16 protein-coding genes are annotated in these 16,658 nt (G+C 25.6%); 4 read left to right on the top strand and 12 right to left on the bottom strand.

The features are described 5' to 3' along the window. Positions 1–2: 2 nt before the first annotated feature. The 5 genes from ARA19_RS02100 to ARA19_RS02080 form a co-directional block, all read right to left on the bottom strand. A complete protein-coding gene (locus tag ARA19_RS02100) occupies positions 3–971 on the bottom strand; it encodes a glycosyltransferase family 2 protein (protein ID WP_055069298.1) in 969 nt (322 codons plus the stop codon). Positions 972–976: 5 nt separating this feature from the next. Then, complete coding sequence (locus tag ARA19_RS02095) at positions 977–2,506, bottom strand: lipopolysaccharide biosynthesis protein (RefSeq protein ID WP_055069297.1); 1,530 nt, start codon at positions 2,504–2,506, stop codon at positions 977–979. A 241-nt stretch (positions 2,507–2,747) separates the two neighbouring features. Continuing rightward, entirely contained in the window at positions 2,748–3,803 is a 1,056-nt protein-coding gene (locus ARA19_RS02090; protein ID WP_055069296.1) for a glycosyltransferase, read from the bottom strand. Positions 3,804–3,861: 58 nt separating this feature from the next. Beyond that, positions 3,862–5,085 (bottom strand): hypothetical protein, encoded by a 1,224-nt coding sequence (locus tag ARA19_RS02085; RefSeq protein ID WP_055069295.1) that lies wholly within the window; start codon positions 5,083–5,085, stop codon positions 3,862–3,864. A gap of 9 nt (positions 5,086–5,094) precedes the next feature. After that, positions 5,095–5,691, bottom strand: coding sequence for a hypothetical protein (locus ARA19_RS02080; RefSeq protein ID WP_055069294.1), 597 nt, complete (start codon positions 5,689–5,691; stop codon positions 5,095–5,097). Positions 5,692–6,069: 378 nt separating this feature from the next. Between ARA19_RS02080 and ARA19_RS02075 the strand changes: the two genes are divergently transcribed. From ARA19_RS02075 to galE, 4 genes are all read left to right on the top strand, one after another. Beyond that, positions 6,070–6,891 (top strand): glycosyltransferase, encoded by an 822-nt coding sequence (locus ARA19_RS02075; protein ID WP_055069293.1) that lies wholly within the window; start codon positions 6,070–6,072, stop codon positions 6,889–6,891. 2 nt (positions 6,892–6,893) lie between these two features. Beyond that, on the top strand, positions 6,894–7,664 hold the full coding sequence (locus ARA19_RS02070; protein ID WP_055069292.1) for a glycosyltransferase family 2 protein: 771 nt from the start codon (positions 6,894–6,896) through the stop codon (positions 7,662–7,664). 28 nt (positions 7,665–7,692) lie between these two features. Next, the gene (locus tag ARA19_RS02065) at positions 7,693–8,625 is read left to right on the top strand and encodes a glycosyltransferase family 2 protein (RefSeq protein WP_055069291.1); all 933 of its coding nucleotides are present in this window, start codon (positions 7,693–7,695) and stop codon (positions 8,623–8,625) included. Between the two features lie 260 nt (positions 8,626–8,885). Continuing rightward, a complete protein-coding gene (gene galE / locus ARA19_RS02060) occupies positions 8,886–9,872 on the top strand; it encodes a UDP-glucose 4-epimerase GalE (protein WP_055069290.1) in 987 nt (328 codons plus the stop codon). A 501-nt stretch (positions 9,873–10,373) separates the two neighbouring features. Here the strand turns inward: galE and ARA19_RS02055 are convergent. The 7 genes from ARA19_RS02055 to ARA19_RS02025 all read right to left on the bottom strand — a co-directional run bounded on the left by ARA19_RS02055 (position 10,374) and on the right by ARA19_RS02025 (position 16,494). Next, positions 10,374–11,405, bottom strand: coding sequence for a hypothetical protein (locus ARA19_RS02055; protein ID WP_055069289.1), 1,032 nt, complete (start codon positions 11,403–11,405; stop codon positions 10,374–10,376). Positions 11,406–11,595: 190 nt separating this feature from the next. Further along, complete coding sequence (locus ARA19_RS02050; protein ID WP_055069288.1) at positions 11,596–12,339, bottom strand: hypothetical protein; 744 nt, start codon at positions 12,337–12,339, stop codon at positions 11,596–11,598. 209 nt (positions 12,340–12,548) lie between these two features. Continuing rightward, positions 12,549–13,421, bottom strand: coding sequence for a UTP--glucose-1-phosphate uridylyltransferase GalU (gene galU / locus ARA19_RS02045; protein ID WP_055069655.1), 873 nt, complete (start codon positions 13,419–13,421; stop codon positions 12,549–12,551). A gap of 577 nt (positions 13,422–13,998) precedes the next feature. Beyond that, positions 13,999–14,307, bottom strand: a complete 309-nt coding sequence (locus tag ARA19_RS02040; protein WP_055069287.1) for a hypothetical protein — start codon at positions 14,305–14,307, stop codon at positions 13,999–14,001. A 193-nt stretch (positions 14,308–14,500) separates the two neighbouring features. Then, a complete protein-coding gene (locus ARA19_RS02035; protein ID WP_055069286.1) occupies positions 14,501–14,860 on the bottom strand; it encodes a hypothetical protein in 360 nt (119 codons plus the stop codon). 3 nt (positions 14,861–14,863) lie between these two features. Continuing rightward, the gene (locus ARA19_RS02030; RefSeq protein ID WP_055069285.1) at positions 14,864–15,256 is read right to left on the bottom strand and encodes a hypothetical protein; all 393 of its coding nucleotides are present in this window, start codon (positions 15,254–15,256) and stop codon (positions 14,864–14,866) included. 464 nt (positions 15,257–15,720) lie between these two features. Beyond that, positions 15,721–16,494 (bottom strand): tyrosine-protein phosphatase, encoded by a 774-nt coding sequence (locus ARA19_RS02025; protein ID WP_055069284.1) that lies wholly within the window; start codon positions 16,492–16,494, stop codon positions 15,721–15,723. Positions 16,495–16,658: the final 164 nt, after the last annotated feature.

Below are 16,658 nucleotides of genomic sequence, written 5' to 3'. Positions count from 1 at the left end.
TTTTAATTTAAAATATTCCCTATAAAATAAAATTTTGCTGATAATATAGTTAAATATCTTCCTATAAAAGATGCTTCTTTCATTTGCTCTCTTATATAACTATTTTTTCTTATATCTATATTAAAGCTCTTCCATCTATTAAACATTTCTTTTCCATAAGAATTATTTTTATCATATATAATATTCTTTTTTCCTACTAAGCAATGAAGATATACTGTATATTCAAATTCATTTTTAAACTCATTATAAATACCTTTTTCCTCTAATTTTTTCTTTATAAATTTCATTGCTTCACTTATTTCTAAAAGCTTAGGGGAAATTTTTTTAGTTATTGACTCATCTCTTTGATAATACATATATAAACTTTCATTTAAATACTGCACCTTAGGATTATTACAACCAAGCGATGCAACAAATGCTAAATCCTCTGCATAACTTATATTGCTTGGAAATTCTATATTATTATCCTTAAAAAAACCTACTCTGAAGAACTTCCCACACATAGTTGGTAATATATCTCCTATTAATACATACTTTAAAAATTCTTTTCCTTGTAAAATATTAAACTCCTTTGATTTAATACCCTCGATTTTTTTACCATTATCAAAAATTTCATAATATTCAAAGCATACAATATCTGAATCATTTTCTTCAATTTTATCTTTAAGCTTTCTTATAGCGTCTAAATCAATCCAATCATCACCATCTAGGAATAAAATATATTCACCTGTAGCCTTTATATATCCACTTTTTCTTGCTTCTATTACTCCTTGATTTTCCTTATCTACTATTATTATTCTATTATCCTCAACAGCTCTTTTTTTTAATTTTTCTAATGTGCTATCTGTTGAACCATCATTAACAACAATTATTTCTAACTCCTTATAGCTTTGGTTTACTACTGAATCCACACATCTATCAATATACCTTTCTATATTATAAGCTGCTATAACAACACTTATCTTAGTCATTTAACTTATCTCCTCATCCCTTTAATTCTATTAAAAAGTTTTCTCATATGCTTATTTTTTATATTAACGATTAATAGAAGTATTAAAATTACTATTGTAGATATAACTCCTGTTACAAAAAAGTTTACTATCATACTTTTTATATTTAAATGATTAATTACATTGTCTGTTAATATAAATCCAATATAAGATAATATGAATGCTATTATAGCTGATTTTATATACCAAAAATAATATTCAAATACATTCTTTTTAAAACCATACTTGAATACAGCTAATGGCTGCCATATTAAAACAATTAAAATATTACTTATTAGAGTACCTATAAAAATACCAATTATCCCATACTTAGATGCTATTAATATTGAAAAAACAATATTTATTATTGACTCTACTACCGGAGCCCACACATCCCAATATATTCCATAACAACTTTTGAAATTTTGTATTACTACTCTATTCATTCCAATATAGAAATTTATTATCAAAACTATAACAATGGCATTTCCAAAAAGATAATTAGGTCCAACCCAAAATTCTATAAATTTATTTATTACCATATATAATGGAAAACAAATAACAATGGAAAAAATATTAGTTCCAAAACATAACTCTTTAAAAATATCAAAAGTCTTTTCTATTGATTCGCTAACAATTAAATTACCAATACTAGCTTCCATAGCTGTTAATATAGTTGCTGTTATAGTACTAACCCCTGTTAGTATTAACAGGTAGTTTGAATAAATCCCTGATTCTTTCAAAGTTGAATATGCCGCTATAATTAATGGGTCAGTTTTTTGAAATATTATAGTAGCAAGCTGATGACAAAATATATTTTTTATATTTTTTATCAAAGATGGATTATTGGCAGTTAATTCTTTTATACTTTTATCATATTTTAAGTCAATTCTATCTTTATACAAAGCATCTATTCTTCTGTTAGTCATAATTAAAAAGATAAAATTAAATATAAGACCTAATACTACCCAAGATAAATAGCTCTTAAATAAGACTACAAATATAATTTGAGCTATTACCTTTATTATACTGCTAATACCAGAAATTGAAGTTGCTATATAATTCTTCTGATCCGCATAAATTAATGTTTGTTTATATGAAAAGAAATATGTACCTGCAGTACTTACTAAAAGAACCATGTAATAAACTATAACTTCATTATATGGTATAACACCCTTTACAAAGTACTTTAAAAATGGTATTAATATTAAACCTATAAGAAAAACAAGTACTCCAACATACTTATATATTTTCCTAAATATAGCCATTATTTCATTTATTTTTTTATAATTTTTTTCCTCTAAAGGCTTGTATAATTCATAATTTACAGCTGTCCCTATACCAAGCTCTATTAAATTTAATATTCCTATAAGGTTTACTAAAACAGTATTTAATCCAAGTAAGTTTACCCCTAAATAATAAATAAATATAGACCTAGATACAAAGCTCAAGATTAAATTTGTAAAGTTAAAAATAACACCCACCTTAGCATTTTTTATAGAATTTTTTACTCTCATGTTAACTCCTTATTTATCTTAATCTTCTTTTGTATATAGAAAAATTTAGGAAGATTTCTCTACCTAAATTTTATCTTTTAGACACTAAAAGACACCATTAACTCATACTTAATTTTATCTGATAGTTAAAAGCTGTAATGCTCCTCACTTCTATAAGCAGTAGATAAACAGACTTATTCTTCTAGATAACTGTAACTAAGCATTCAGATAAACCAAAATTCCATCTGAATTGAGTCTATGTCTATTTTTCTATAATTGGAATAAGCTTATTATCTATAATATAATCCCAACTATATTCTTTAACAGATTCTCTTAAGTAATCTGTTTTAAAATTAAATCTTTCTTTTAATAAGATTTCTAAAGCATCATAAAAGGAATCACTATTATCATCACATAATATCCCGTTATTTTTATTAACTACTCTCTTATTTTCACTGGTATTAGTAGCTATAGTTATTAACCCTTGACTTAAATATTCAAATGTTTTTGTTGGTGGCTGTACATCATAATATTCTGTCATAGGAATATAACTAACTCCTACATTAGCTTTATTAAAGTATTCTTCTAATTCTTCATGCTTTTTTCTACCTAAATAATTTATTTTTTGATTTTTATTTACTTCAGAAAAAAATTCTTTAGCTTCCTTAGAATTTTCATCCATAAAATATCCAATTATATCATACTCAATATCTAAATCAGAATATTTTTCTACGAACTTATTAAAAGCAATTACTGTGTCTATTATTTTTCTATCTGCTAAAACTCCAACATAAAGTAATCTTATTTTATCTAAATTTTTAGTTGTATTTTTTGATACTCTATCCCCACCAAGTGGAATAATAGTGTAATCCTTTATTTTTAATAACTCTGCTAAAGATTGAGATATAATAGTTACTTCACTAAAAAATTTACTATTAAATAATATCCTTTTATTTGCTTTATCTCTATTTTCTTTAACAGGATCTATACTCCCTGTTCTTATATCTAATATATTTCTTTTTCCTAAAGTCAATAACTTTGTTATGAAAACTAAAGGATTATATACATTAAATATTAAATCACACTTATTTCTTTTAGCAACCTTTGCTACAGTTCTATTTAAGTTTACCATACGTTTTATCAATGAACCTTCTTTTGGTAAGTAAATAACATCTACTAATTCATCTTCGATTTTTTCAAAACCATAATCAAAACAAACGTATGTTATTTTATTATTTTTCTTTAATTTTTCACAATATTTATAGGTATCAATTAAATATCCATATTGCTCTATGCTAGAAATAACAATATTTTTCATTAGTTTAACCTTCCTCTAAATATATAGTGTTACAAAACACCAAATAATTCATCATATTTTAGTAATACTTCATAGGTTCTCTTTCTTTTTCTTTTCCTATTTTTATATACTTAAACCCTTCTGTTATTAATGCTATAAGCATTATTATCATATAATACCTATGTCTAACTGCTGCATTTATATAATATTCAAACATTCCATTTAACACCCAAAGAACAAGTATATTCACAATCCAGAATCCATTCCCTTTAATATTCTTATGTATTCTTACTATGAATAATAATGTTAAGAATACAACATATAAAGCATCTGCTAAATAAGCTAGTCCTTTAAAAGGATCTATATGGCTTACTATTGGTAATGGTGCAAATAAAAATTGTAATAATAAAAGTGGTGAATAAGCTATTACTTGTAGCCAATTCTTCCAATGTATTAAAGGATAAGAATACCTTGTGTTTATATATTGAATTGTTTGACCATTTCTAAAATGACTTAACCCTTGTGGAGTTATTGATAAGTTAAATAATTTTTTAGCTGCATAAGAGCCAACTATATAGCATATTATTATTGCTATTATTACTAGAACAGCTTTTAGCCATTTACTTTTAATCTTAATTGAATTATATAGTTTAACTAAAAATATTACACCAACAACCATTACATATTCTTTTCTTAAAATTATCATTCCAATACTTCCAATTATAAAAGGAACATTAATTACCCATTTTGATACAGCTCCATAAAGGAATATTGCAAAAAATATTAAGAAGTATGAACCTCTAAAAGGAACTATTCCCATAAGTAATGCCATTGGATAAAAAGCTGTTAAAATAAAATAAATTCTCTGTTGTATTAGCATTACATCGCCTTTTTTATATTTTATCCAAGCTTTCCAAATCAATATTATTCCTAATTGATTTATTAAAAAGTTAAAAGTTATATACCAAAGTACATTATGAAAACTCAAATATCTAAATATTAAAGATCCATATTTAAATCCTACAGCTACGGCCATAGTTTGATTTGGTGGCATTATTCCCGTTCGAACAATCCCAGAATACATATTTGCATCTGGAAAATCTGGAATAAGCTTAATAACAGTACTTGCTAATAATACAGCAAAATTAAATATAATTAGTAGTATAAGATATATTTTATTATATTTTCTATCCTCTAGAAGTAAAGTTCTCATTGCATAATACAATATAAAAAAAACTACAACTAAATATATAGGTAATACACATATATCTACTACGTTCAAATGTCCTAAATAACTATTCACTTATTTCTCCTACTTTCTTCTAAAATCTAAGATACTTTCTATAAAAAATATTACTCCCAATCCTAAAAATATCCCTATAAAACCGCCTTCTACATCATAAGCTATTCTTTGCTTCATAGAATTAACTTGTTTTATAACGATGTTTCCATCTCTTTTATAATCTAAACCAGGTGTGTATAAACTAATGGTTCCCATTGATTTATATGTTACAGATCTCATTACATTAAACCAATTTGAATCATCATCAGTAGTATACTGAAATATTAATTGTTTCTTATCTGGTCTAACAAGAATTCTTAGATTCTTCAGAACTTTACTTGGATCCAAATTCGAATTAATATCGTCTAATGCAGCTTTAATTACTTTTTCATCAACTACTGAACTAGCCTTATTTAATCCTGAATTATAGTTAACTAATTGTGAAAGCCTTGATTCCTTTTGCATAGCTGGTGACTCAGTTACATTAACTACATCTGTAATTACGTACTTATTTTTAACAAAATGATTTGTACATAAAACTGCAATTATCACACAAACTATTACAATATACCATCTCTTTCGAAGCAACCAAACTAATTCACTAAATCTCATCGAATTATCTTTCATTAAGTTTCTCCTCTTTTATTTTTTCTTAAGTTTCCGAAGTTAATTATAGCATTTTTAAATTTTTTATTAAAGATTTACTCTACCTAATTAATATCCAATTTCTTAACTAATAACTTAAGTCCTTATCCATATCTATAATTCAAATATTTTTCTTAATGTGATTCTTTTACCTTTTATATTAAAATTTTGTGAAAGTATCTTTTAATATAAATAATTTTGTACTGTTCTTTAAACATACTTAATCATTTTTTCATTGTTAATGTAAACTTCTCCCCTTTTAAAAACATTATAGCTTGTTTTTTTTACACTTATTTAATGATATAATAAATAAAGAAAAATTCCTGTATGTAATACAAAAGATAAATTTAGGAGGTTTTAATGAACGTTGAAGTTTTAGTGGCTACAATGAACCAAAAGGATTTCAGCCTAATAAAGAAAATGAATTTACGTGGAGATGCTGTGATTATAAATCAGTGTAAAAAAGATGAATATACTGAGATTGATAACAATAATCACAAAATAAAATTCATTTCTTGTAATGAAAAAGGACTAAGTAAAAGCAGAAATAAAGCCATAACCAATGCAACTGGAGACATATGTATAATAGCTGATGATGATATCATTTATAATGATAATTATATAGAAATAGTTAGACAAGCCTATTTAAAGTATCCTGAGGCTGATATAATTGCTTTTGATGTCCCTAGTTCTAATTTAGAAAGACCTACTACAGTTATTGATAAAGAAGGTAAATTAGGTTATTTAAAAAGCATGAAGCTTGCTTCTTTTCAATTAACTTTTAAAAGAAAAAGTTTTATAGAAAATAATATTAATTTTAACGAACTATTTGGTGCAGGTTCAAAATATAAAATGGGAGAAGAAAATATTCTTCTATTTGAGTGTTTAAGAAAGAATTTAAATTTAGTTTATTGTAAAGATAAAATAGGGATTGTAAACCATGAAGAATCTACTTGGTTTACTGGATTTGATAATAAATTTTTTAATGATATGGGAGCCATATACTATGAAATGTCATCTAAGCTCTCTACCCTTTTAATACTTCAATACTCTATTAGAAAACATAAGCTTTATAAGAGTAATCTCACTTTTCTTTCAGCTATAACCTCTATGTTTGATGGACGTAAAAATTATAAAAATTTTTGTATTGCATCAAAAACTAATGATAAGGACGTGAGATAACAATGATTATAAATAATCTTGTTTCTATAATTACTCCTATGTACAATAGCGAAAATTTTATCACAGAGATGATTGAAAGTGTAATAAAACAAAGCTATGAAAATTGGGAATTATTAATAGTAGATGATTGCTCTAAAGATAATTCTTGTAATATAGTTCAAGACTTTTCAGCTATTGATGGAAGAATAAAATTAATCAAACATATTAATAATAAGGGTCCTGCTGAAGCTAGAAATACCGCCATAAGAGAATCAAAAGGACAATTTATAGCTTTTCTTGATAGTGATGATACATGGATGGAAGATAAATTATCATTGCAACTTGATGCAATGAAAAAAGCTAATGTACCTATTTCTTGTACAGCTTATGATTTATTTTCTCATGATTTATCTACTAAATATGGTACTTTTGAAGTTCCTGATCATATAGACTATAAATCATTATTAAAAATGAATTATTTTTCCTGTGACACGGTTATTATAGATAAAACGAAAGTTAAGGACATAACAATGGTTACTAACGAAAAACATGAAGATTATGTTACTTGGCTTAAAATAATGAAAGAAGCAAAAACTGCTATAGGTATTAATAAACCACTTGCTATATATAGATTATCTGCTAAATCTAGATCTTCAAATAAATTAGATGGTATAATCAAAAGATTTTTTATATATTACGAAATAGAACATTTAGGTTTATTTAGATCCCTATGGTATTCTTTTTTCTATATCATAAAAGGAATTATTAAATATAGAAAAAAACTATTAAATTAAAACTTAAATTATTGAGGGAGACAAAGCAATGATAAGTATAATAATTCCTGTATATAACGCAAATAAATATCTTATTAAATGTATAGAATCTATACTAGCTCAAAGCTTTCAAAAATTTGAAATAATCCTAATTGATGATGGATCTACTGATGGTTCAGCAGAAATTTGTGATGCTTATGCAGCTAAATACGATAATATAAAGGTTATACATAGAAAAAATAATGATAGTTCTTCCTGCAGAAATGCTGGATTAGAGATCTGTTGTGGTAAATATATTACTTTCATTGATTGTAATCATTTTATTTATATTAATTATCTTCAAACACTTCGTGATCTTATATTAGATAATTCGGCAGATATAGCTATTTGTAACTATTTATTGACTAATGAAGAAAATATCATTAATGAAGAAATAACTCCAAATGTTGAACTTTTATCTAAAGAAGAAAGCCTCAATAAAATATACACTGATAAATACACTAACATGGTTGTTATTTATGGGAAATTATATAAAAAAGAGATTTTTAAAAATTTAAAGTTTCCTATAGGTAAAGTCTATGAAGATGAATATATGATTCATAAAATATTATTTGAAGCAGATAAAATTGTTTATACTGATACTCCACTTTTATATTGCAAGGATATTAAAGATACATCAAGCTTTAATAAATTTGATGAAAAACACCTTCATTTTATTGAAGCTATTGAAGATAGATTACTCTTTTGTATGAAAAATGATTTATCTTTTTTAATTCCTAAAGTTGAGGATCAGTATGCTTATGAACTTATGTACAATTTTTATAAGGTTAGATCTTCTAATATAAAATATAAAAAACAAATATGCAAAGAGATAAAATCAAAATTATTTAATATAGATTCAAGACATCTTACAACTAAAAGAAGAATATTAATTGATTTATTTAGAATATCACCATTCTTGAGCAGACCATTACTAAAATAAATCTTATTCATCTCATAGCTAGAGGCTGTAATACTTCTACTTTCATAAGTAGAAGATAACAGCCTCATGCTTATAGATAACTTCGACTACACATTCAGATACCTAAATGTGTAGTCTGTGTTTATAAATACTCTTCTTTATATAACCCTAACAATTTAGAAAATAAAAAATATTAACAAATAAAATTTTCTTTATAAGTAAAAAATATACATAATTTTGGTATACTAGAATTGATAGAAAGCAAATAGGAGGCTTAACTTATGAAAATACTTGTTTGTGGTGGTGCTGGTTACATAGGAAGTCATATGGTAGCAGAACTACTAGAAAATAACCATGAAGTAGTTATTCTTGATAACCTAGAAAAAGGACATAAAGGTGCTATACTTGGTGGAAAATTCTATGAGGGAGACTTAAGAGATCGTTCTATATTGGACAAAATCTTTACAGAAAATAAAATAGATGCTGTTATAGATTTTGCAGCCTATTCTCTTGTAGGAGAAAGTATGACAGAACCTTTAAAATACTTTAATAACAATGTATCTGGAACAATTTCTCTATTAGAAGCCATGAGAGATCATGATATAAAAAAAATAGTTTTCTCATCAACAGCTGCCACTTATGGAGAACCTGAAAGTATCCCTATATTAGAAAGTGATAAAACAGTTCCAACAAATGCTTATGGTGAATCTAAGCTATTAGTTGAAAAAATATTAGCTTGGGCTGATTATGCTTATGGCATAAAATACACAGCTTTAAGATATTTTAATGCAGCTGGTGCTCATATAAATGGAAAAATAGGAGAAGACCATAGTCCAGAAAGTCACTTAATTCCACTTATTCTTCAAGTACCTCTTGGTAAAAGAGAACATATAATGATTTTTGGAGATGACTATAACACTAAAGATGGTTCTTGCATAAGAGATTATATTCATGTAAGTGACCTTGCATCAGCTCATTCACTTGCTGTAGAAAGATTAATGAATGGTGGAGAAAGCAGAATATATAACTTAGGAAATGGGACAGGTTTCTCTGTTAAAGAAGTTATAGAAGTTGCAAGAAAAGTTACTAGACATCCTATTCCAGCAGTAGTTGCAGAAAGAAGAGCTGGAGACCCTGCAACATTAATAGCTTCTTCACAAAAGGCAATGGAAGAACTAAACTGGAAACCTAAATTTAATTCATTAGAAACAATAATTGAAACTGCTTGGAATTGGCATAAAAATCACCCTAATGGATATGAAGATTAATTTGAATATAATATTTCTTAAAGCAAAAAGGGGCTGTATCAAATCAGCTCCTTAATTTACATTACTTTTTCATCTGCCGAGATAGCTATATAGGTACAAAATGCTGTGACCATTGAACTAGTACTAGAAGCTCTTTATTTTTGAACAATAGTTTCGTTAAAAAATTTCCATTGTTTGAACAAAGTGAGTTTGGGAATTTTAGAAACTGTTGTAGAAAAAATATTAGAGCTTCTTTACGTAGGTGAGTAGTCACAAATGATGAACCTATATAGCTAGATAAAAGGCAGAGAGGATGTATCTGTAATTTGATACATCCTCTTTTACTTTATTCTTGAATATTTCTAACCTTAATTGCTTTTCTATCTATTTTTTCTTGAATTATATCACTTAAATAAAAAGCTAACCCCACTATTATTATTGTTGAATGCAAAATACAATACATACAATCACCTCTTTAACCAATTTAGTTAAATTATTGACTGCATTCTGATTTCTATTCAATTAATGTAATACATTTTTATATGTTTCCATTATAATAGCTATTTGTCTTTTAGCTACAGCATAAAATTCATCTATGTCCTCTATTATCTTCTCCTTAGTAGCCTTTCCTTCAAATTTTGTTTCTATCATGTCAGCTTCATAATCACCTGTCCAATTTTTTGTAAGATCTTCAGGATATACAATTTCTATATTTTTATGATGTAATTGATATTCATCATCTACAAGTGTATTTAATACTTCATCTACTTTTGTAAAATAATCTACACTTTCTTTTATTGATTTTTCAATATTTACTCTTTCTTTAGCAAACTGTTCATTTAACATATCTGTGAAGATTTTTTCTGAATTAATTTTTGTCTTCTTTACATTTAGTATATTAACATTATTATTTACATAATCATAACAGTATTTTTTCCAATCATCTACTATTTGATTTAACTCTACATAAGCTTCACCTAATGATCTTATTTTAAGTCTTTCCCACATATTTATTGTAATTGCTCTCATAGCATCTTTTCTCTCTGCTACAAAGACATTTTCATCTTCAAATTTTTCTTCTTTTACATTTAATCTTATTATCTCATCATGATGTACTACACCACTTAATTTTTTATCTATTTCATCTATTTCTTCCATTGTAGCTTCATTACAATCTGTTATAGCAACAACCATTTTTTGAGCTGCTATAGATATAGGTCTTATTACTTCTTCTAATTCAAATTCACTAAAATTTCTAACTGAAACACAATAAATTATTGAATGAATTCTATTGTTTATATTTGAATAAGCCTCACCTTTTACAATTTCATCAGTAACTTTTTTTCTTATATCATTTGCATTTTCTTCTGTTAAATCAGCAAGTTCCATTACATTTATTTTTACATCATTAACATAAACAACATCTTTATATAATACTTCATCATTATAGTTATCTTTCTTTTTTTCAAGATAATTTCCATCATATATATAGTCTATAAAATAATCTTTATTTGATTCCTTTTTTCCTAAAACTAAAATACTATTAATATTCATCAGTATACTCCTCCTCATTTAAAGAGATTCATCTAATAGTTAAAGGTATCCTCTTTAATTTTTAATTTATTAAATTGAAGTTTCAAAAAATTAAATAGAGATATTTATTAATTATATAAAATAAAACTTTTTGAACTATCACATTAATTATAGCTCAAAAAGTTTTTCTATCCTAGATAAGTACTTAAATTTAGTTTAATTTTTCTAAAGGATCTGTATTAGCATTATATAGATTTCCATTCTTAGTTACTAAAAGTACACCTATATTTTTATTATGATTATTCTCATTATCATAAACTTGAACTAAGTACCCAGCTTCACCATCTATATTTTGATTTGCTAAAACAGTACTTTGTAAATTTTTAACCTCTAAGGATTTATCCTTATTTTTATAATAATTTAATACAAATTTTATAGCATCATTTCCATTATCTACATTATAATTATTCTTTTTACTATTACTATTACTTCCTAAAGTTCCTTCTATATAATCACTTTGTTTCTCTGAATTTCCATTGTTCTCTGTAACAATAATACTTCCACTGCTTGAATTTTCCTTATTATTTAAAAGTAAGTTTTCCTTTTCTTTATTTTTTAAGTCTATAACTTTACCTGTTGGATATAACTTACCTCCAATAATCTCTAAGTCTACAATATAGTTATCTCCTTTAGCATTTTCTAGTTTTGCACTCATTATATCCCCTGAAACTTCTTTATTTAAAACTTTATTAAAGTTATAACTATTATTCTTATTTGCTGCACTTAAAACATCATTATTAGTGAAATTTCTTACAATATCATTTTTAGTACTACTCATAACAACGGTATTTTTGTTTAAGGAATTCAAAGTCGCTGTCCTATCTATAGACTCTTTATAAATAATCCCTCCAACTACCATAACTGCTATAATCAAAACCCCCGCTAGCTTTTTCATAAAAAAAGCCCCCTTTGTTAACAAATTAATTCTAATATATTAATTTTTTGTGAACTACATTTAATTTTATCACTTTTTTCCCAGTTTGTAAAATACGGAAAAGTTAATTTGAAACAAAATAAGGCGATTTACAGAAAATTATTACTTATATTATAAGAAATTATAAATTTCTAAAAATAATAAAATTCTATTAAATCGCCAATTTAAAATTATAACTCTATTTTTTTTAAATATTCTATTAAATCACCTCTTAATTCTGGTCTTCTTAAAGCATATTCAATTGTTGCTTCTAAAAAGCCTTGTTTTGAACCAACATCATATCTTCTTCCTACAAAATCATAAGCATACATAGCTTCTTGTCCTATAAGTTCTAAAAGTGCATCTGTTAACTGAATTTCTCCACCTTTTCCCGGAGCAGTATTTTCTAATATTTCAAATATTTTAGGTGTTATTATATATCTACCTAAAATGGCAACATTAGTTGGAGCTTCATCTATTGAAGGCTTTTCAATTAATCCTTTTACTTTATGTACTCTATTTTCTATATGAATTCCATCTACTATTCCGTATTTGTTCACATCTTCTTTTTTTACACTTTGAACTCCTAATATAGTAGTTCCATACTCATTATAACAATCCATTAATTGTTTTAAACATGGATATTCATTATTATAAACAATATCATCACCTAAAAGTACTGCAAAAGGTTCATTGCCAACAAAAGTTTTTGCACAATATATGGCATGCCCTAATCCTTTTGGCTCTTTTTGTCTTATAAAATGAATATCAACCATTTCTGATATATCTCTAACAAGTTCTAAAAGTTCTTCTTTTCCACTTTTCTCAAGCTCTAACTCAAGTTCTATCGATTTATCAAAATGATCTTCTATACACTTTTTATTTCTCCCAGTGATAATTAAAATTTCTTCTATTCCTGAAGCAATGGCTTCCTCTATTATATATTGAATTGTTGGTTTATCAACGATGGGTGACATCTCTTTAGGTTGTGCTTTTGTTGCTGGTAAAAATCTTGTTCCTAAACCAGCAGCTGGTATAATAGCTTTTCTTATTTTCTTTTTCATACTTCCATTGCCCATAAATTATTTATTTTATAGCTTGTCCTCTTATTAGCTTTATTCCTATGTAATAAAGAATAATTTATAGCAATAGTCACCTCCTCTTAAATCCTTCAAATTTAATATTTTCTATATCATTTTACCATAATATTTTGTAAAAAATAAACAGTTTCAAAAAAACTTAAAACTGTATATATAACCATATTAATAGTTATAATTACTATTTAAAACTGTAATAAAAATAATCTAAAAATTAAATCAATTATTAATTTTAAAATTACTTTTTTGTAACTATTTGGTTTTATAATAAAAATATAGAGGTAATAAATATTTGAATAAGAATTAATTAAAGAAAGATTAGGGGGAATTATTTATGTTTAACGCATTCGCAATTTTAGCAATTTCATTTGTAGTTATGTCTGTAGTGGTAGCTTCAATAGTACCAAAGGATAAAAAATTTAATTTTTATGATAACTCATTTGAAAAGTAAGGTGACTTATGAATTATTGGAAACTTAATAGAGTAACATACTCAAACTGAAAAAGAACTATTCCATAAAGAAATAGTTCTTTTTTATATAAATTTAATCATTTAAGCTTCTACGAGAAACCACTATAAGGTTATTTTTTTTATGATTTTTTGCTTTTCTTTTTGCATTAACGTCAAAGGCTTTATCTACTACATAACCTAATCCCATACCTGTAATTTCAGTTCCTTTTCCCAAACCTTCACCTATAACATTAAAAGTTTTTTCTGTATTATTAGCTAACTTATCACAACTAGCTATTCTAGCCGCAGTGCCTATTATTTTCCCAGTACACTTTAGGCTATATTCAGCACCTTTTCCTAAACATTTAGACGAAATTCTTATAAATTTAACTGATTTTTTCATAGCGATTTCTCCTTTATTTTTTAATCTTTACTTAATATTTCTATATAACATTTGTAAAATATAGCCAAGAAATAACTTCTTAAATAGATTTAGAATAATTAGACTTTCTTTTTTCTAAATTCTATCACTTTTAAACTCTAAATTATTGACATTTTGTTTAAATATTAAAGGAAATTTTACTAATATTAATTTATTATAGATAAGATTCTTTTTGAATCATACTAAATAAAGCCGCTATAAAATATACTACAATAGAAAACACTTTAAACACACCTAACTTTAAAATTATTATCCCCGATGCTACTATTCCAAGTACGTTTCCTACATTGTATACACCATTATTATTCGCCTCCACAAATGCAATTATATGCATTATTAAGGATATCATTGCTAAAACCATAGCCACTATTTGAATTATTGACAAATTATAATATAAAACTTGAAATTTCATATTTATATTTTTATAAGTAATTATTATTTTTCCAATTCCAAATAAAAACATAATTATATCAATAATTCCTGCAATAACATTTAGCCACAGAGTTTTTCTCATTATCTAACTAAATTTTGCTTTCCTTACAACATGTTTTTCTCTTAAAACAAATATCGCTGCTAAAACATAAAGGACCATTGTTACAAGACTAAATGCTATTCCTGAGAATATAGTTATTAAACTAGCTATTATCCCAATTATTGAGCCTACCATAGAAAAATCTCTTCTTCTAGCTTCAATTAGTGCCATTACATTTAAAACTAATGCTGCCAATCCTAATATAAATAAAGTTATAGAGGCGTATTCATATTGTCCAGCTGCCCAAAAATATGAAAAATTTGCAAAATTACTATATAAAACTTCATTTATAACGGCAAATGGAACTAAGAATGATAGTAAACACATTACTATATTTATTCCTCCCGCTAAAAGGTCTATAGGTGTTTTATTTCCCATAACTTTCACTCCTTAATAATTTATTTGAAATTTTATTTCTGTGTATTTCAATAACTATATTAAAATACATTATTATTATTTCACTTTAATATAAAAAATATTATTATGAAAATTCGTAGTAATTATCAATTTTTTCCTAAAATTCTTTTAACCATCTATTTGATTTGAATCTAAAATACTTCAAAATATTTACTAACTTAAATTTTTAAATAATATTATTTTTCCTACAATGAACTTCAACTAAAATTCACAATAAAAAAAAGCCATTGTATTACTACAATGACTTTAGTCCGCTCAATTTTATAACTAATTCACTAATTTTTGATTTTCCCCAAAATCCCTTACGAAGTTGTTTTCCCCTTACTAACGACTGCCTTAAGTATATATTAACATAGAGATTTTAACAAAGTTTTTTCAATTGACGAATTATTTGTAAACATTATCTTTAATTATCATATATTATACTATTTTTTCTTAAAAAATCTAAAAAAGCTTATTTTTTTTCTTTCTATTGCTTTACCTTTAAAAGCTACATGTTCATTTAATATGACTTTTTCTCCATTTTCCTTATAAATATTTAATAGTTCTTCATCTATATTTCTTATATTATCCATTGCATCACTTAAATTAGTATTTCTTTGTTCATCAAAATGCCCATCAGATCCTAAAAAACTATATAAATTATTTTCTAAAAAAAGCTTTGCTGTTTTTTTAACTAAGCTTCCAAATTTTCCACTTATACTTCCTCCATTTAACTGAAAGAGGCATCCTTCCTCAATAAAATCATTTATTAACTCAGGATTATCCATAAAAGGTACATATCTTTCTGGGTGAGCTATTATTGGAACTATTCCCTTTAATCTTAGTTCATAAATAATATCTAAGGCTCTTTTAGGAATTTCATTCATATTCATTTCAATGAGCATATATTTACTATTATTTATAGTTCCTATTCTACCTTCTTCTAAGTCTTCCAATAAGTAATTAGTTAAATAAATTTCTTGTCCACAATATAGTTCTAAAGAAATATTATTGTCTTCAGCTATTTTTTTTAAATTTTCTAATTCATCCTTAACCTCTGAAAAAGTTTTTTCAAATCTTCCCCTAAAATAATGTGGAGTACAGATAAGCTTTCTAGTTCCCCCAGACTCAGCAAGTTTAAGCATATTAATTGCCATTTCTTTGCTTCTCGCTCCATCATCAACTCCATACATAACGTGACTATGTAAATCTACCACTAAAATCCCCCACTCTTAAAAATACATTACTTCAACACTTATAATTTTATCATTTTATTATGCATTTTTTTACTAAACTAAATATAATTAACTAAATTAATAATATTTTCACATATATTATTGCAAATAAACGTAGACTTAATTCAGGTGGAATTTTGACTTCA

This window comes from Clostridium massiliamazoniense (assembly GCF_001403635.1).
Lineage (GTDB): Bacteria > Bacillota > Clostridia > Clostridiales > Clostridiaceae > Sarcina > Sarcina massiliamazoniense.
Note: the sequence above shows the minus strand (reverse complement) of the source record. Positions and strands in the feature narration are given on the sequence as shown.